Genomic DNA, 18,139 nt, shown 5'->3' with positions numbered 1-18,139 from the left:
CTTAACCTTTCACGGCACCGGCTGTCAGGCCACGCACGAAGTAGCGGCCGGCAACCATGTAAACGAACAGGGTAGGCAGCGCGGCGATGATCGCCGCGGCCATGTCCACGTTGTATTCCTTCACCCCGGTGGAGGTGTTGACCAGATTGTTCAGCGCCACCGTGATCGGCTGCGATTCGCCGGAGGCGAACACCACGCCGAACAGGAAGTCGTTCCAGATCTGGGTGAACTGCCAGATGATGCAGACCACGAAGATCGGGCCGGAGATCGGCAGCAGGATGCGGAAGAAGATGGTCCAGAAGCCGGCGCCGTCAATGCGCGCCGCCTTCACCAGCTCGTCCGGCACCGTGATGTAGAAGTTGCGGAAGAACAGGGTGGTGAACGCGGTGCCGTACACCACGTGCACCAGTACCAGCCCGGCGGTGGTGTTGGCCAGCCCGAGCAGGCCCAAGAGCTGTGCCATCGGTAGCAGCACCACCTGGAACGGAATGAAGCAACCGACCAGCAGCATGGTGAACAGCGCGTCGGAGCCGCGGAAGCGCCACATCGACACCACGTAGCCGTTGACGGCGCCGAGCAGGGTGGAGATCGCCACCGCCGGCAGCGTCATCTTGATCGAGTTCCAGAAGAAGCCCTGCATGCCGTTGCACTCGACGCCGGTGCAGGCTTCCGCCCAGGCTTTGGCCCAGGCGCCGCCCTGCCACGCTTGCGGCAGCGCCAGCATATTGCCCTCGCGGATGTCGTCCAGCGACTTGAACGAGGTGGTCAGCATCACGTACAGCGGCAACAGGTAGTAGATGGCCATCAGGAGCAGCGCGGCGTACACCAGCGCGCGGCCAACGGTGAGGTTCTTAAACACGTTTGGCACTCCTTGTTTCCATATACATCAGCGGCACCAGCACGGCGACGATGGTGAACAGCATCATCATCGCGGAGGCGGCACCCACCCCCAGCTGGCCACGGGTAAAGGCGAACTGGTACATGAAGATCGCCGGCACGTCGGACGAGTTGCCGGGGCCGCCGCCGGTCAGCGCCATCACCAGGTCGAAGCTCTTGATGGCGATGTGCGACAGGATCAGCAGCACGCTGAAGAACACCGGGCGCAGCGACGGGATCAGGATGCGGCGGTAGATGGTGGGCAGCGATGCGCCGTCCACCTGCGCCGCCTTGATGATGGAGTCGTCGATGCCGCGCAGGCCGGCGAGGAACAGCGCCATCACGAAGCCGGAGCTCTGCCACACCCCGGCGATGACCACGGTGTAGATCGCCATGTCCGGGTTGACCAGCCAGTCGAAGGTGAAGTCGGTGAAGCCGAGGTCGACTACCACCTTTTGCAGGCCCATGTCGGGGTTCAGCATCCACTTCCAGGCGGTGCCGGTGACCACGAAGGACAGTGCCATCGGGTACAGGTAGATGGTGCGCAGCATGCCTTCGGCGCGGATTTTCTGGTCCAGCAGCACGGCCATCAGCAGGCCGACCAGCAGGCAGAACAGGATGAACAGGCCGCCGAAGAGGCCAAGGTTGGCCGCAGCGGTCCACCAGCGCTCGTTTTCGAACAGTGCCTGGTATTGCACGAAGCCGGCCCACTCGTAGCGCGGCATCAGGCGGGACTCGGTAAACGAGAGCCAGCCGGTCCAGGCGATGAAGCCGTAGACGAAGATCAGGCTGGCAGCCAGCGTCGGCGACAGCACCAGCTTGGGCAGCCAGCGGTCGGCCAGCGCGTGCAGGCTGCCTTGGGATGAAGATCCGGACATGATGATTCCTTGCTGTCTCGGTACAAAAACACGGCAGCCGGTCCGCCCGCCTGGGGCGGACCGGTCAGACCGGCGGCGGGGGGCCACCGGTGCCGCGGATCACACGCTGCTTAGAGCCTGTTCACGATCTGCTGCGATTTGATTTCAACTGGGGCGATACGGCGTTAAGTACGATTCAGGTCTGCGCATTTACTGCTTGTAAACTCCGCTTCCCCAACCGTTTTCGCCTTGTCTCGCGCGAGCTCGCTAGATCGTGAATACGCTCTTAGCGCACGGCGCCGGCACGGGCCAGACGTTCGGTGGCCTGTTGCGCGGTCATGCTGGAGTTCATGAACTGCGAGATCACGTCCACCATCGCGCCTTCGGTGGCGGACGGCATCGCCATCTTGTGGGCGAAGCTCGGCACCAGCTTGCTGCCCTTGGATGCGGCGCTCATGTCGAAGCTGGACTTCTTGGCGCAGTCGTCAAACTTGGCCATCGGCGTGTCGAGACGGGCCGGGATCGAGCCCTTGTTGAGGTTGAACACTTCCTGGAACGCCGGGCTCATCACGGTGGCGGCCAGCTTGGCCTGGGCCTGTACCGCAGCCGGGTTTTTCTGCTGGAACATCGCCAGGCTGTCGATGTTGAAGGTGAACGCATTCTGGGTGCCCGGTGCGTCGGTGCAGATGAAGTCCTTGCCCGGTACCTTGCCGGCGGCGGTGAATTCACCCTTCGCCCAGTCGCCCATGAACTGCATGCCGGCCTTGCCGTTGATCACCATGGCGGTGGCCAGGTTCCAGTCGCGGCCGGCGGCGCCCTTGTCGATGTAGGTCTTCACCTTGCCCAGGGTTTCGAACACCTTGACGGTGGTCGGGCCGGCGAGGGTGGCCTTGTCCAGCTTCACGAACGCCTTCTGGTAGTAGTCGGCACCGCCGACGCCCAGTGCCACCGATTCGAACAGGGTGGCGTCCTGCCACGGCTGGCCGCCGTGGGCGATAGGCTGGATGCCGGCCTTTTTCAGCTTGTCGGCGGCGGCAAAGAATTCCGGCCAGGTCTTCGGCACCGTGGCGCCGGCCTTCTTGAACGCTTCCGGGTTGGCCCACAGCCAGTTCACGCGGTGTACGTTGACCGGTGCGGCCACGTACTTGCCCTTGTACTTCATCACGCGGCTGACCACCGGCGGCAGCTGCTTGTCCCAGTTGCCTGCGCGGGCTACGGCATCGATGTCGGCCAGCACGCCTTCGGCGCCCCACTCCTGGATCGCCGGGCCCTTGATCTGGGCGGCGGTCGGCGGGTTGCCGGACACCACGCGCGTCTTCAGCGCGGTCATCGCGTTGTCACCGCCGCCACCGGCGACGGCAAAATCCTTCCACGTCACGCCCTGGGCGCTCATCATCTTTTTCAGTTCGGCGACGGATTTGGCTTCGCCACCGGAGGTCCACCAGTGCAGGACTTCCACGTCGGCGGCCTGGGCGGCAACAGGGAACAGGCTGGCTGCCAGCACGGCCGCACTCAGACGTTTCAGTTTCATAACTCTCTCCTTCTGTGTTGTGATCTCCGCACGGATTTTTTTGTGATGCGGATAACGGTGTCCCGGCAGCAGGGCGCCCACACCGGGGCGGCCGCACAGGATTGACTGCACTATAGCGGGCAACCGTAAGTTTTGTGTAAGGATTGAGAGGGAATGGCGTAAGGAAACGGGGCGCGGATCGTGCACCGCGTCATGACATTGGCGAAAGGCTTGCCTTTGCTGGTAGGCGTGTTTGCTGCGTTGCACCAAAAAGCAGCGTTGTAGTGTGTCAACTACACACGCGGCAAATTGGCGGCGCCGTTTTAGTGCGGCAACAACGCGAAATCGACGCTGGCGACCAGGCCGTGCGGCAGATTGTCGGACAGCACGATGCGGGTGTGATGGCGGCGCGCGATTTCCTGCACGATGGCAAGGCCGAGGCCGCAGCCCTTGCCCTGGCCTTCGGCGCGGCCGCGGTAGAAGCGGGCGAACACCTGCTCGCGTTCGCTCTCGGCAATGCCGGGGCCGTTGTCGCACACCTGCAGCGTCACCGTGCCGGCACCGTGCAGCAGCTTGACAGTGACCTCGCCGCCGGGCGGCGTGTACTGGATGGCGTTGTCGATCAGGTTGGCCAGCAGTTCGCGCAGCAGGCCGCCGTGGCCGGCGACCGGCAGCGCATCGTCGGCGGCCTCCAGGCCGAGGTCGATATCGCGCGCCAGCGCCAGCGGCACCGCCTCGCTGGTGACCTCGCGCGCCAGCTGGCGCAGGTCCAGCGCCGCCAGCTGCAGCCCGGCCTCCGGCTCCGCGCGCGCCAGCGCCAAGAGCTGGTTGATCAGGCGGATGGAGCGCGCGACGCTGGTTTCCACCTGCTGCAGCTGGCGGCTGGCGCTGGTGACATCCGGGGGTGTGGCGGCCAGCTCGGCGCGCACCAGCTCGCTCTGCGATTTCAGCCCCGCCAGCGGCGTGCGCAGCTGGTGGGCGGCATCGGCGATGAAGCGGCGCTGCTGCGCCACCTGGCCGTCGACCTCGTGCAGCAGCTCGTTGATGGCGCGCGCCAGCGCGCGCACCTCGGACGGCGCGTTGTCGATCTCGATCGGCGCCAGGTCACGCGGCGAGCGGTTTTCCACGCTGCGGCGCAGGTGGCGCAGTGGCGACAGGCCGCGGCTGATGCCGGCCCACACCAGCACGCTGGTCAGCAGCATCACCGCCAGCAGCGGCAGGCCCATGTCGCGCAGGATCTTGCGCGCCAGCTCGGCGTTCAGTGCCCGGCTTTTCGCCACCTGCACCAGCATCAGCTCCGGCCGCTCCGGGGTGCCGGCCGGCAGGTACAGCGCGGCGACGCGCACCGCCAGCCGCTTGATGCGGCCATCGTAGAAGAAGGTTTCCCCCGGCTTGCGCTGCAGGCTGGCCGGCGGTCGCGGCATCGCCGGCTCGCCGAGCAGGAAGGCCTCCGGCGGCGAGCTGACCATGTAGTAGATGCGGTCGTCCGGATCCTGCTCCAGGATCTCGCGCGCCGCCTGCGGGAAGTCGATGTAGAAGCCGTTGCCGAACGGTTTCACCTGTCGCGCCAGCGCGCGCGAGGACTTGGCCAGCGAGCGGTCGATCACTTCGCCGGCGTAGCTCATCGCCATGCTGTGCGCGAGGAAAGCGGCGCCCAGCCACAGCACCAGTTGCGGCAGCAGCAGCCACAGCAGCAGCTGGCGGCGCAGCGACAGCTGGCGGGGGCGGGCGGCGCTCATGCGGCCAACCTTTAGGCGCCGGGCTCGAGCCGAGCCAGCAGGTAGCCCAGCCCGCGCACCGCGCGGATGCCGACGCCGCTGCCGTCCAGCTTCTTGCGCAGGCGGTGCACGTACACCTCCACCGCGTTGGCGCCGACTTCCTCGCCGTCGCCGGACAGCTCGCCGGCGATCTGCTCCTTGGTCACCACGCGGTCGGCATGGGCCATCAGGATGTCGAGCAGCTGCAGCTCGCGCGCCGACAATTCCAGCGCCTGCTGGTCGGCCCACGCGCGCTGCCCGCCGCGGTCCAGCCGCAGGCGGCCGAAGTGCAGCTCGTCGCGCACGTTGTCGGCGACGCGGTGGCGGCGCAGCAGCGCACGGATGCGCGCCTCCAGCTCCGGGAATTCGAAGGGTTTGACCAAGTAGTCGTCGGCACCGGCGTCCAGCCCGGCGACGCGGTCTTCCATGCTGTCCAGCGCGGTCAGCAGCAGGATGGGCAGCGCCGGGCGGTGCACGCGCACGTTGCGCAGCACCTGCAGGCCGTCGAGGCCGGGCAGGCCGATATCGAGGATCACCGCGTCGAACGGCTCGGCCAGCAATTGCTGCTGCGCGGCGAGGCCGTCGGCGGCGTGGCTGACGCTGAAGCCGAGCTGGCCCAGGCGGGTGAGCAGGGCATCGGCGAGGACGGCGTCGTCTTCGGCTAGGAACAGTTTCATGGTGGGGTCCGGCTGCGGGCTGAGACAAGCCATGATGTTAGAAGCTCGCGCCGGCTTTGGCGAGGGGAAAGGTTGGCCGCAAGGTTTGAGTGGTGTGGTCATTAATCACCCGGAGACGCGCAGTGCATCCGGCGAACCCCCATTCTCCGGATCAGCCGCTCTGGTTGATCCCGGATGTGCTTCTGGTGGCAGCGGCCGGCTGCATAAAAAAAGGGCTTGCCGGGGAGAGTCGGCAAGCCCTTGTGAAAAACGGGAGAGTCGGTCTGCGGCTTAGAACCTGTTCAAGGTCTCGCGAGCTAGAGCGAGACAAGGCGAAAACGACTGAGGAAGCGGAGTTGACATGGGGTCAATGAGCATTCCGAAGGCGTACTCACCGTGTAACGTTCCACGACGCGCAGCAGGCATTGAACAGGCTCTTAACGCACCGCCAGCGCGCTGGCCTGTTGCGCCAGCGCGGTGATGCGCGCCCAGTCCTGGGCGGCGATGGCGTCGTCCGGGGTCAGCCAGCTGCCGCCGACGCACAGCACGTTGGGCAGCGCCAGGTAGTTCGGCGCGCTGTTGATGTCGATGCCGCCGGTGGGGCAGAAGCGCAGTTCCGGCAGCGGGCCGGCCAGCGCCTTCAGCAGCTTGATGCCGCCGACCGCCTCGGCCGGGAACAGCTTGAGGATGTTGAAGCCTTCGTCCTGCGCGTGCATCGCCTCGGACGGGGTGGCCACGCCGGGGATGAACGGCACGCCGGACGCGCGCGCGGCGGCGGCCAGCTCCGGCGTCAGGCCGGGGCTGATGCCGAACTGGGCGCCGGCGTCGAGCGCGGCTTCCAGGTGGGCGCGGGTGCGCACGGTGCCGGCGCCGACGATGGCGTCCGGCACTTCGTCGCGGATGCGGCGCATCGCCGCCAGTGCCGCCTTGGTGCGCAGCGTGATTTCCAGGGTGCGGATGCCGCCGGCGACCAGTGCGCGGGCGAGGTCGACCGCGACCGCGGCGTCGTTGACCACGATCACCGGCATAACCGGGCCTTGGCGTAGCAGAGTCAGTGCGTCCATCTATCTATCCTTTTCGATTGCCACAGAAACCACAGAACTACACAGAAAGTATCGGCGCCGCTGGCGCGCTGCCCGCTGCTGCCGGTGTTGTCCGGGCGCGGCTTCCGTGTTTTCCGTGGTGAAAAATACGTTTACGGCTTGCTCCACAGCGGATGGGCGAAGGTCATCGCGCCTTCCTCGGCGGTGGTGGCCTGCTGGCGCATGCCGGCGAACAGGTCGCGGCCGACGCCGTGCTGGTGTTGTTCAAGGTTGGCCGCAGCGCGTTCGCGTGCCGCCCACTCGGCGGCATCCACCAGGATGCTCAGCTCGCCACTGTTGGCATCCAGCCGCACCAGGTCACCGTTCCGTACCTTGCCGATGTCGCCGCCCAGCAGCGCTTCCGGCGACACGTGGATGGCGGCCGGTACCTTGCCGGAGGCGCCGGACATGCGGCCGTCGGTGACCAGCGCCACCTTGAAGCCGCGTTCCTGCAGCACGCCCAGCGGCGGCGTCAGCTTGTGCAGCTCCGGCATGCCGTTGGCGCGCGGGCCCTGGAAGCGGATCACCGCGACAAAGTCCTTTTCCAGCTCGCCGCGCTTGAAGGCGGCCAAGAGTTCGTTCTGGTCGTGGAACACCACCGCCGGCGCTTCCACCACGCGGTGTTCCGCTTTTACCGCGGAGACCTTGATCACCGCGCGGCCGATGTTGCCGGTCAGCACCTTCAGCCCGCCGTCGTGCGAGAACGGCTTGGCCGCGGTGCGCAGCACGCCGTCGTCGCCGCTGGCTGCCGGCGCCGCGCGCCAGGTCAGCTTGCCGTCGTCCAGCCACGCTTCGCTGGTGTGCGCGCGCAGCCCCTTGCCCATCACGGTGGTCACGTCGTCGTGCAGCAGGCCGGCATCCAGCAGCTCGCGGATCACGAAGCCCATGCCGCCGGCGGCGTGGAAGTGGTTCACGTCGGCCTTGCCGTTGGGGTAGGCGCGCACGATCAGCGGCACCACCGCGGACAGCTCGTCGAAATCGTCCCAGTTGATATCGATGCCGGCGGCACGGGCGATGGCATTGATGTGCAGGGTGTGGTTGGTGGAGCCGCCGGTGGCGAGCAGGCCTACGATGCCGTTGACGATGGCTTTCTCGTCGATCACGTCGCAAATCGGGGTGAAGCGCGAGCCCTGCGCGCTGATCTCGGCGGCGACACGGGCGGCGTGGCGGGTCAGCGCCTCGCGCAGCGGGGTATTCGGGTTGACGAAGGCGGCGCCGGGCAGGTGCAGGCCCATGATCTCCATCAGCATCTGGTTGGAGTTGGCGGTGCCGTAGAAGGTGCAGGTGCCGGGACCGTGATAGGACGCCGACTCCGACTCCAGCAGCGCGTCGCGGCCAACCTTGCCCTCGGCAAACAGCTGGCGCACCTTGGCCTTGTCGTCGTTGGAGATGCCGGTGGTCATCGGCCCGGCCGGCACGAACAGCGCCGGCAGGTGGCCGAAGGACAGCGCGCCGATCAACAGGCCGGGCACGATCTTGTCGCAGACGCCGAGGTACAGCGCGGCGTCGAACATCTGGTGCGACAGCGCGATGGCGGTGCTCATCGCGATCACGTCGCGCGAGAACAGCGACAGCTCCATGCCCTCGAAGCCCTGCGTCACGCCGTCGCACATTGCCGGCACGCCGCCGGCCACCTGCGCGGTGGCGCCGGCCTTCAGCGCTTCGTCTTTCAGCAGCGCCGGGAAGGTTTCCAGCGGCTGGTGTGCCGACAGCATGTCGTTATAGGAGGTAACGATGGCCAGGTTGGGGCGCACCGACTCTTTCAGGTGAATCTTGATCCCGTCCGGCATCGCGGCAAAGGCGTGCGCCTGGTTGGTACAGGACAGGTGGGCGCGCTCGACCTTGCCCTGGCGCACGGCGGCGTGGGCCTGGGCCAGATAAGTGGCGCGGGTGGCGCGGCTACGCTCGATGATGCGCTGGGTAACGGCAGCAAGAACGGGATGCAGACTCATTGGTGTAGGCCCTGATTGGTGTGTCTGAATGGTAGTTTTACTACAGTGTGTTGGCAAGGCATTACGTGATAAAAAAGCGGAATCCGGCGGCTTTGATGTCTTTATATTTATATAAATCAGGTATTTGATGGGTTGTTGGTGATCGGCAACAGTGGGGTGTGTCGATTTGGCAGGCTGCGTTTTCACGTAGACAAGCCGCCACCGTTTGGTAATATAACTACATCACAACTCACTGTGCGAGAGAACAATCAGGATGGAGAACACAAACCTGCACACCCCGGCATTCGACATGGTGCTGTTCGGGGGTACCGGCGATCTGGTGATGCGCAAACTGCTGCCGTCGCTATACCAGGCGCACGCCGCCGGCCTGCTGCACGATGAGGGCCGCCTGCTGGCGCTGGGCCGCCGCGACATGAGCCGCGACGACTATCTGGCGATGGTGGAAAAGAGCGCACGCGTCCACATCAAGGAGGGCTTCTCCGATGCCGCCTGGCGCGGCTTTCTCGCACGGGTGGACTACCTGACGGTCGACGCCGCCACGCCGGAGCACTATCCGCGTCTGGCCGCGGCGCTGCAGCAGGGTGGCGAGCGGGTGACGGTGTGCTACCTCGCCACCGCGCCGGACCTGTTCGAGGGCATCTGCGACAACCTCGCCGCCGTCGGCCTCAACCACGACCGCGTGCGCGTGGTGCTGGAGAAGCCGCTCGGCCACGACCTGGAGTCGTCGCACGAGATCAACGAAGCGGTGGCGCGCCACTTCAGGGAAGAGCAGCTGTACCGTATCGACCACTACCTGGGCAAGGAATCGGTACAGAACCTGCTGTCGATCCGCTTCGCCAACGCGCTGTTCGAGCCGCTGTGGCGCCGCGAGTGGATCCACGACGTGCAGATCACCATCGCCGAAGACCTCGGCGTCGGCACCCGCGGCGACTTCTACGACAACACCGGCGCGCTGCGCGACATGGTGCAGAACCACCTGCTGCAGCTGTTGTGCATCGTGGCGATGGAGCCGCCGGCCAATCTCGGCGCCGACGCGGTGCGCGACGAGAAGCTGAAGGTGCTGAAGGCGCTGCGTCCGTTCAGCGAACAGGACGTCGCCAACAAGACGGTGCGCGCGCAGTACAAGGCCGGCGCCGTCGGTGGCCAGCCGGTGGTCGGCTACCTGCAGGAGCAGGGCATCCCCGCCGCCAGCCACACCGAGACCTTCGTCGCCATCAAGGCCGAGATCGACAACTGGCGCTGGGCCGGCGTGCCGTTCTTCCTGCGTACTGGCAAGCGGATGCAGGAACGGGTGGCCGAGATCGTGATCAATTTCCGCGACGTGCCGCACCAGCTGTTCCCCAGCCCGCTGGGGCTGAACACCGCCAACCGGCTGGTGATTCGCCTGCAGCCGGAAGAAAGCATCCGCCTGTATTTCCTGGCCAAGGAGCCGGGCGATACCCAGCGCCTGCAGCCGGTACACCTCAACCTCGATTTCCACGAGTCGTTCAAGGTGCGCCGCGCCGACGCCTACGAGCGCCTGCTGCTGGACGTGATCCGCGGCAAGCTGGCGCTGTTCATGCGCCGCGACGAGCTGGTGGAAGCGTGGCGCTGGGTGGAACCGATCATGGACAACTGGGCGCGCAGCACCACGCCGCCCAAGCAGTACACCGCCGGCAGCTGGGGCCCGGCCGCCTCCAGCGCGCTGCTGAGCCGCGACAGCATCAGCTGGCACGAAGAGTGTTGAAGCCAGGCTAGCGGCCGGCCGCAGGCTTGGCCGCCAGCACCGGTCGCGGCAGCGTTTCAGCCGGCGGCCGGGCCAGCGCGGCTGACGTGTCAGCCGTGCCGGCATCCGCTTTCATAGATAACAAGACGCGCGGCAACACAGCCGCGCGCAGGCAACGGAGACACAGAGATGATGTTCCACGCTTTCGAATCGCAAGCGGCGGCGGCCGAGGTGCTCGCCCGCCGCGTCGCCGCCGACCTCGCCGCCGTCATCGGCCGCCGCGGTCACGCGGTGCTGGCGGTGTCCGGCGGCCGTTCGCCGGTGCCGTTCCTGCAGGCGCTGTCCGCCGAGGTACTGGACTGGTCGCGCGTTAGCGTTACCCTGGTTGACGAGCGCGTGGTCGCGCCCGGTCACGCCGACAGCAACGCCGCACTGGTGCGCGATCACCTGCTGCAGGGCGGCGCCGCCGACGCGACGTTCCTGCCGCTGGTGAGCACGGCGGCCAACGTTGACGCCGAGCTGGCGCAGGCCGCGGCACAGTGGCAGACCCCGGACGTGGTGGTGCTGGGCATGGGCGACGACGGCCATACCGCGTCGCTGTTTCCCGACGCCGCCAACCTCGCCGCCGGCCTCGATCCGGCCAATCCGGCCGCGCTGCTGGCGGTGGTGCCACCGGTGGCGCCGCACACCCGCATCAGCATGACGCTGGCCGAGATCCTGCGCAGCGGCAAGCTGTATCTGGCGATTGCCGGTGACAACAAGCGGCGGGTGCTGGAACAGGCCAGCCGCACGCTGAGCGCGGCGCAGCCGGTCAGCCATCTACTGCAACAAACGGAGAACCCGCTTCATGTCTACTGGGCAGCCTAATCCTTTCCCGCGTCTCCTGGCCGACATCGGCGGCACCAATGCCCGCTTCGCGCTGGAAACCGCACCCGGGGTGCTGGAAGACATCGACGTGTTGCCGTGCAAGGACTACCCGACGCTGGTCGACGCCATCCGCAGCTATCTGGAACGCGCCGCCACCCGCGCCGTGCACCACGCCGCCATCGGTATCGCCAATCCGGTCACCGGCGACTACGTGCAGATGACCAACCACCACTGGGCGTTCTCGATCGAGGCCACCCGCCGCGAGCTGGGCTTTGCCACGCTGCTGCTGCTCAACGATTTCACCGCGCTGGCGATGTCGCTGCCTTTCCTGCCGCCGCACGAGCTGGTGCAGGTCGGCGGCGGCGAGCCGCGCCACGGCGCCAAGGCGCTGATCGGCGCCGGTACCGGCCTCGGCGTCTCCGGCCTGCTGCCGCACGGCGGTGGCTGGGTGGCGATCGCCGGCGAGGGCGGCCACGTCGCCTTCGCCCCCGGCAACGAGGAAGAAGTGGCGCTGTGGCGCTACGCGCAGCGCCGTTTCGGCGAGCACGTGTCCGCCGAGCGCTTCCTGTCCGGCCCCGGGTTGGAGCTGATCCATGACGCGCTGGCGGAGGCCGCTGGCGAAGCCGCCGGCCAGCTGCCGGCGGCGGCGATCAGCGAGCGCGGCCTGTCCGGCACCTGCCCGCGCTGCGCGCAGACGCTGGCGCTGTTCTGCGGCATGCTCGGCAACGCTGCGGCCAACCTGGCGGTGACGCTGGGTGCGGTCGGCGGCGTCTACATCGGCGGCGGCATCGTGCCGCGCTTTGGCGAGCTGTTCGCACAGTCGCCGTTCCGCGCCCGCTTCGAGGCCAAGGGCCGCTTCCGCGACTACACCCGCGCGTTGCCGGTGTACGTGATCCACAGCGCCTACCCGGCGCTGACCGGGGTGCAGGCCGCGCTGCGCGAACATCTGGGAGAACGTGATGCTTGAGAAAATCCGTGCCGAGCTGGATACCCTGTCCGGTGCCGAACGTCGCGTCGCCGAACAGGTGCTGGCGCAGCCGTATACCGTGATGCAGTCGGCGGTGTCGGACATCGCCGCCAGCGCCGGCGTCAGCCAGCCGACGGTGATCCGCTTCTGCCGCAGCATGGGCTTCTCCGGCCTGTCCGACTTCAAGCTGAAGCTGGCCGGCACCCTGGTCGGCGGCGTGCCCTTTGTCCACTCCAGCGTGCGCCCGGAAGACCCGGTGTCGGAGATTACCGCCAAGGTGTTCGACAACACCGTCACCGCGCTGTTGAAGTGCCGCAACGAGGTCAACCCGCAGGCGGTGGACGAGGCGGTGGAGCTGCTGGCCCACGCCCGCCGCATCGAGTTCTATGGCCTCGGCAACTCCGGCATCATCGCCGCCGACGCGCAGCACAAGTTCTTCCGCTTCGGCATCCCCACCGTCGCCTACGCCGACAGCCACATCCAGATCATGGCCGCCTCGGTACTGACCCCGGACGACGTGCTGGTCACCATCTCCAGCTCCGGCCGCTCTCGCGAGCTGATGGACGCGGTGGACGTGGCGCTGGAGGGTGGCGCCAAGGTCATCGCCATCACCGTGCCGGACACGCCGCTGGCCGAACGCGCCACGGTGACGCTGGCGGTGGATGCGCCGGAAGACAGCGAAACCTACAGCCCGATGCTGTCGCGCATCCTGCACCTGGTGATCATTGACATTCTGACGGTCGGCGTCGCGCTCAAGCGCGGCCCCGGCCTGGTGACGCAACTGGAAAAAGCCAAACGCAGCCTGCGGCAAAAACGGCTGCGCAGTGAACACGACGACGAATGAGCCGCCCCAAGGTTGGCCGCAACCGGGGCTGAAGCCCCAGACACACCCGGAGACAACATGAGCACGCTGACCCAGCTTCCCGCCTGGCACGCCCTGTGGGACCACTTCAACGACGCCAAAAACCTGCACATGCGCGAGCTGTTCGACAGCGATCCGCAGCGTGCCGAACGCTACTCACTGGAAGTGGGCGGCCTGTTCCTGGACTACTCCAAAAACCGCATCACCGACACCTCGCTGCAGGGGCTGATGGCGCTGGCGCGCGAAGCCGGGCTGCCGGCGCGCATCAAGGCGATGTTCAAGGGCGAGAAGATCAACCGCACCGAGAACCGCGCCGCGCTGCATGTGGCGCTGCGCAACCGCACCAACTCGCCGATCCTGGTCGACGGCGAGGACGTGATGCCGAAGGTGAACTCGGTGCTGGCGCGGATGGGCAAGTTCGCGCACGCGGTGCGTTCCGGTGAGTGGCTGGGCTACACCCACCAGCCGATCACCGACATCGTCAACATCGGCATCGGCGGCTCGGATCTCGGCTCGCTGATGGTCTGTAGTGCGCTGAAGCCGTTCGGCCACCCGCGCATGAACATGCACTTCGTGTCCAACGTCGACGGCGCGCAGCTGAAGGAAACGCTGAAGAAGGTGCACCCGGAGACCACGCTGTTCGTGGTGGAATCCAAGACCTTCACCACCCAGGAAACGCTGACCAACGCGCTGACCGCGCGCGACTGGTTCGTGGCGCGCGCGCGCGACGAAAAAGCGGTGGCCAAGCACTTCGTGGCGGTGTCCACCAACAAGAAAGCCGTCGCCGACTTCGGCATCGACCCGGCCAATATGTTCGAGTTCTGGGATTGGGTCGGCGGTCGCTACAGCCTGTGGTCGGCGATCGGGCTGCCGATCATGCTGTATCTGGGCGAAGAGAACTTCACCGAGCTGCTCAACGGCGCCCACATCATGGATCAGCACTTCGCCAACGCGCCGTTCGAGCAGAACATGCCGGTGCTCTTGGCGATGATCGGCATCTGGTACATCAACTACTACGGCGGCGGCAGCCACGTGATCGCGCCATATGATCAATACCTGCACCGCTTGCCGGCCTTCATCCAGCAGCTGGACATGGAGTCCAACGGCAAGCAGACCATGCTCGACGGCAATCCGGTGGACTTCGAGACCGCGCCGATCATCTGGGGCGAGACCGGCATCAACGGCCAGCACGCGTTCTTCCAGCTGCTGCACCAGGGCACCCACATTTCGCCGATCGACCTGATCTGCTCGCTGCAGAACAGCTCCAGCCTGCCCGGCCACCACGAGATCCTGCTCGCCAACGTGTTCGCGCAGGCGGAGGCGTTCATGCGCGGCAAGACCGCGGACGAGGCGCGCGCCGAGCTGGAGGCGCAGGGGCTGAAGGGCGCGGCGCTGGAGGCGCTGGTGCCGCACAAGGTGTTCGCCGGCAACCGCCCGACCAACACCCTGCTGATGGACCGCCTCGATCCGCGCAACCTCGGCTCGCTGATCGCCGCCTACGAGCACAAGATCTTCGTGCAGGGCGTGATCTGGCACATCAACAGCTTCGACCAGTGGGGGGTGGAGCTGGGCAAGCAGCTGGCGAAGACCATCCACGCCGAGCTGGCCGGCAAGCTGAAATCGGCACCGCACGACAGCTCGACCAAGGCGCTGATCGAGCGCTACCGCCGCGCCAACGCGCAGTAAAGCGCCCGCCGTCAGCCGGCGGCAGCCACACCAACCGGAGCCTCGCGCTCCGGTTTTTTTATGGCCGCCGCGGACGTGGACGAGGGAAAGCCGCAATGCGGAACTCCCCAATGGTGGGGCGGCCAAGGGCGGCACTAGCATGCTCTTGCCGTCGCGGCCGCCATGCCAGCCTTGCTTCATGACAACGGCCGGCTATGCTGAGCCAAGGTTATGACGTTGGCCGCAAAGGGCGACGCGCGGCGGCTGGCAAGCCGCAATATTACCAAGCCGTTGTCAGCGCTTTGTAAGGCGGCGCTGCTAGTCTGGGCCGCGAGTTGTCTGCGCGGGCCGCCTGCCGGCCCGCCCCTCCGTCTTTGTTTGCAAGGAAATCATCATGCGCGTTTCTACCCGGCTGGCCGTCATCATCCTGGCCAGCTTTATCGGATTGCTGCTGCTGGCCGGGCTGTCGCTGCACAGCATCCGCCAGTCGCTGTACGAGGAAAAACAGGCCTTCATCGTCAACCAGCTGCGCATGGCGGAAGGGGTGCTCGGCCACTACGCCGCCGCGGCGCAGCAGGGGCGGCTGAGCCAGGCCGACGCGCAGCAGCAGGCGCGGCAGGCGCTGGCGATGCTGACGGTGGACGACGTGTACTACTTCGCCCGCGACAAGGACAACGTGATGCAGGTGCACGTGAAGGCCGACCGCATCGGCAAGGTCGACCTCGGCTCCAAGCTGCCGGACGGACGCACCACGGTGGACGCCTACAACGAGGCATTGCGCACGGCCAAGTACGGCATCACCGAGATCTACACCACGCGCAAGGGCTCGGACCAGCAGGTGCCCAAGCTCAACGGCGTGGTGCGCTTCGAGCCGTGGGGCTGGATGGTGGGCACCGGCATCTTCGTCGACGACATCGCGGCCACCTTCTGGCGCAATGCCTCGCTGCTGCTGGCGCTGGCGGCCGTGGTACTGGTGGTGCTGGCGGCGCTGGCGCTGACCATGTCGCGCCGCATCATCGGCTCGCTCGGCGGTGAGCCGGCCTACGCGGTGGCGGTGGTGGAGGCGATCGCCGCCGGCGACCTCAACCAGACCATCCGCCACAACGGCAAGCCGCACAGCCTGCTGTTCGTGATGGCGGCGATGCAGCAGAAGCTGCGCGAGATGATCGCGCAGATCAGCGACTCCGCCGCGCAGCTGGGCGACACCGCCGCCGCGCTGGGCGAGCAGATGCAGCGGCTGGACACGGTGTCCAGCACCGCCAACGATTCCACCACCGCGGCGGCGGCGGCGATCGAGCAGCTGTCGGTGAGCATCGACCACGTGTCCGACAGTGCGCGGCAGACCGAGGTCGATTCGCGCGGCGTGGCACAACTGGCGCAGCAGGGGCTGGGCGTGGCGCAAGGCGTGGTGTCCAGCATCCGCGGCATTGCCGGCGAGGTCAGCGATGCTTCCGGCCGCGTGCTGTCGCTGAGCGAGCGCACGCGCAGCATCAGCGGCATCGCCGACACCATCCGCGACATCGCCGACCAGACCAATCTGCTGGCGCTGAACGCGGCGATCGAGGCGGCGCGGGCCGGCGAGCTGGGGCGCGGTTTCGCGGTGGTGGCGGACGAGGTACGCAAGCTGGCGGAACGCACCGCGCAGGCCACCAGCGAGATTTCCAGCATTATCCACAGCGTGGTGCAGGAGACCGCCGGGGTGTCCGGCGCGATGGAACAGATCGCGCCGCTGGTGGAGGACGGCGTGCAGCAGGTGACGCAGCTGGCCGGCGCGCTGGGCCAGATCGACGACAAGGTCGGCGACACGCTGGAGCGCTTCCGCAACGTGGCGCTGGCGATGAGCGAGCAGAGCCAGGCCGGAGTCAGCATCGCCGGCAGCGTGGAGCAGGTGGTGCACGTGGTGGAGGAAACGCAGTCCTCGGTACGCTTCACCACCAGCGCCTCGGCGCGGCTGCAAACGTTGGCCGCAGACCTGCAGCAGGCGGTGTCGCGCTTCCGCGTGTAGGCATGGCCGGCCGGTGACCGTTAGCGGTCACCGGCCGCGCTACTCAGGAGGCGCTGCTATCGCGCAGGCACTTCTTCACGAAGCTGTTCTTGGCGGCACCGGCCAGCTTCTTCTCGGCAGCCTTGCCGTCGCACATGGCTTGCGCGTTGCCCGGCTGTTCGCGTTCGCACTTCTTCATGAAACTGTTTTTGGCGGCGCCGGCGAGTTTTTTCTCGGTGGCCATTTTTTCGCAGGCCGGATTGGCGGCCAGCAGCGGGCCGGAGAACAGCGCAAGGGTGAGCAGCAGCAGAAGGTGGCGCATGGTGTGTCCTTTCGGGAGGGGAAGGTTTGGGCTGGGCGCCGTTGCGGAGCCTGGCTACACTATGGTTGTTGCCGGTCAAAAATGAAATACCGGTAGTTGCGCTATGCTGGTCATGGCATTGTCACCCGGCGATGCCATCATGAGCGGCCATGGCGAGGACGGACACGGGATGCGACACGGAATGAACTGGAGATGGCTGGGCGGCTGGCTGGGGCTGCTGTGCGGCCTGCCGCTGGCGGCGGTGGCGGCCGGCACGCGCGTGCCGCTGACCATCGTTGCCATGGACCAGGCGTCGCCGCCCTACGTCATCGGCGAGGGCGACAGTTTCGCGCCGCAGCCCGGCCTTGCCGTGGAGCTGGCGCAGCGCGCGGCGAAAGCCTGCGGTGTCGAGCTGCAATTGCTGCGCCAGCCGGGGCTGCGCATGCTGCAGAGCCTGAAAAGCGGCAGCGCCAACGCGGCGCTGCTGCTGTCCTACAACGAGGAACGCGCGCAGTTCGCGGTCTACCCGCTGCGCGACGGCCAGCCCGACGGCCGCCAGCGCATGAGCACGCTGCGCTACGTGCTGTTCGTGCGCAATGACAGCCTGCTGGCGTGGGACGGCGAGCGGCTGACCCCGTCGCAGGCGGTGGTGGGCAGCAATATCGGCTGGTCGGTGATCAAGGATCTGGAACGCCTGCAGATCAAGGTGGAAACCGCGCTCAATGTCGGCAGCAACTTCAACAAGCTGCAGGCCGGGCGCATCGACGCCTACGCGATCCAGGACCTGCTGGCCGCCGGCTATCTGGCGACGCATCCGAAGCTCGCGGTGCGCGCGCTGCCGCAGCCGCTGGTGAGCAAGGACTACTTCATGCCGTTCAGCCGCCAGTTCGCCGCGCGCCAGCCGCAGCTGGTGCAGTGCATGTGGCAGCAGGTGGCGCGCCAGCGCGACGCGCTGCTGCAGCGGCGTATGGCGATCTACCTCAATCACTGACTCGGCCAGGGTTGGCCGCAAAAAAGCCGACGCGCGGGCGTCGGCTTTTTGTCGTGATAAGTGGAGTCGGGCGATCGGATTGACCCGGCCAAGCGGGCGCGGTGGCG

Annotated in this window: 15 protein-coding genes; 7 read left to right on the top strand and 8 right to left on the bottom strand. The window is 66.9% G+C overall.

The annotated features are described in order from the left end of the window. Position 1: 1 nt before the first annotated feature. From C8E02_RS07375 to edd, 7 genes are all read right to left on the bottom strand, one after another. Positions 2–859 carry a carbohydrate ABC transporter permease gene (locus C8E02_RS07375; RefSeq protein WP_120810288.1) on the bottom strand — a complete coding sequence of 286 codons (858 nt, stop codon included), beginning with the start codon at positions 857–859 and terminating at the stop codon, positions 2–4. Further along, positions 852–1,754, bottom strand: coding sequence for a carbohydrate ABC transporter permease (locus C8E02_RS07370; protein WP_120810287.1), 903 nt, complete (start codon positions 1,752–1,754; stop codon positions 852–854). The genes C8E02_RS07375 and C8E02_RS07370 overlap by 8 nt, the downstream gene beginning before the upstream one ends. 265 nt (positions 1,755–2,019) lie before the next feature. Beyond that, the gene (locus tag C8E02_RS07365) at positions 2,020–3,264 is read right to left on the bottom strand and encodes an ABC transporter substrate-binding protein (protein ID WP_120810286.1); all 1,245 of its coding nucleotides are present in this window, start codon (positions 3,262–3,264) and stop codon (positions 2,020–2,022) included. A 302-nt stretch (positions 3,265–3,566) separates the two neighbouring features. Then, entirely contained in the window at positions 3,567–4,982 is a 1,416-nt protein-coding gene (locus C8E02_RS07360; RefSeq protein ID WP_120810285.1) for a sensor histidine kinase, read from the bottom strand. 11 nt (positions 4,983–4,993) lie between these two features. After that, on the bottom strand, positions 4,994–5,677 hold the full coding sequence (locus C8E02_RS07355) for a response regulator transcription factor (protein ID WP_120810284.1): 684 nt from the start codon (positions 5,675–5,677) through the stop codon (positions 4,994–4,996). Positions 5,678–6,093: 416 nt separating this feature from the next. Then, a complete protein-coding gene (locus tag C8E02_RS07350; RefSeq protein ID WP_120810283.1) occupies positions 6,094–6,720 on the bottom strand; it encodes a bifunctional 4-hydroxy-2-oxoglutarate aldolase/2-dehydro-3-deoxy-phosphogluconate aldolase in 627 nt (208 codons plus the stop codon). A gap of 131 nt (positions 6,721–6,851) precedes the next feature. Continuing rightward, complete coding sequence (edd, locus tag C8E02_RS07345; protein ID WP_120810282.1) at positions 6,852–8,690, bottom strand: phosphogluconate dehydratase; 1,839 nt, start codon at positions 8,688–8,690, stop codon at positions 6,852–6,854. A gap of 253 nt (positions 8,691–8,943) precedes the next feature. On the opposite strand from edd, the gene zwf reads away from it, so the two are divergent. From zwf to C8E02_RS07315, 6 genes are all read left to right on the top strand, one after another. Then, positions 8,944–10,416: a glucose-6-phosphate dehydrogenase gene (gene zwf, locus C8E02_RS07340; protein WP_120810281.1), complete on the top strand. Its 1,473-nt coding sequence runs from the start codon at positions 8,944–8,946 to the stop codon at positions 10,414–10,416. Between the two features lie 168 nt (positions 10,417–10,584). After that, positions 10,585–11,262, top strand: a complete 678-nt coding sequence (gene pgl, locus C8E02_RS07335) for a 6-phosphogluconolactonase (RefSeq protein ID WP_120810280.1) — start codon at positions 10,585–10,587, stop codon at positions 11,260–11,262. Further along, on the top strand, positions 11,243–12,229 hold the full coding sequence (locus C8E02_RS07330) for a glucokinase (RefSeq protein ID WP_120810279.1): 987 nt from the start codon (positions 11,243–11,245) through the stop codon (positions 12,227–12,229). The genes pgl and C8E02_RS07330 overlap by 20 nt, the downstream gene beginning before the upstream one ends. After that, positions 12,222–13,073: a transcriptional regulator HexR gene (gene hexR / locus C8E02_RS07325; RefSeq protein WP_120810278.1), complete on the top strand. Its 852-nt coding sequence runs from the start codon at positions 12,222–12,224 to the stop codon at positions 13,071–13,073. The genes C8E02_RS07330 and hexR overlap by 8 nt, the downstream gene beginning before the upstream one ends. 57 nt (positions 13,074–13,130) lie before the next feature. Beyond that, positions 13,131–14,777, top strand: coding sequence for a glucose-6-phosphate isomerase (pgi, locus tag C8E02_RS07320; RefSeq protein ID WP_047965865.1), 1,647 nt, complete (start codon positions 13,131–13,133; stop codon positions 14,775–14,777). 373 nt (positions 14,778–15,150) lie between these two features. Next, entirely contained in the window at positions 15,151–16,761 is a 1,611-nt protein-coding gene (locus C8E02_RS07315) for a methyl-accepting chemotaxis protein (RefSeq protein WP_120810277.1), read from the top strand. Positions 16,762–16,804: 43 nt separating this feature from the next. Here the strand turns inward: C8E02_RS07315 and C8E02_RS07310 are convergent, their stop codons facing one another. Further along, positions 16,805–17,062: a hypothetical protein gene (locus C8E02_RS07310; RefSeq protein ID WP_120810276.1), complete on the bottom strand. Its 258-nt coding sequence runs from the start codon at positions 17,060–17,062 to the stop codon at positions 16,805–16,807. Positions 17,063–17,243: 181 nt separating this feature from the next. On the opposite strand from C8E02_RS07310, the gene C8E02_RS07305 reads away from it, so the two are divergent. After that, positions 17,244–18,032 carry a substrate-binding periplasmic protein gene (locus C8E02_RS07305; protein WP_170152124.1) on the top strand — a complete coding sequence of 263 codons (789 nt, stop codon included), beginning with the start codon at positions 17,244–17,246 and terminating at the stop codon, positions 18,030–18,032. The last annotated feature ends 107 nt before the right edge of the window (positions 18,033–18,139 follow it).

Source organism: Vogesella indigofera (genome assembly GCF_003633895.1).
GTDB lineage: Bacteria > Pseudomonadota > Gammaproteobacteria > Burkholderiales > Chromobacteriaceae > Vogesella > Vogesella indigofera.
This window is presented reverse-complemented; position numbering and strand designations above follow the sequence as displayed.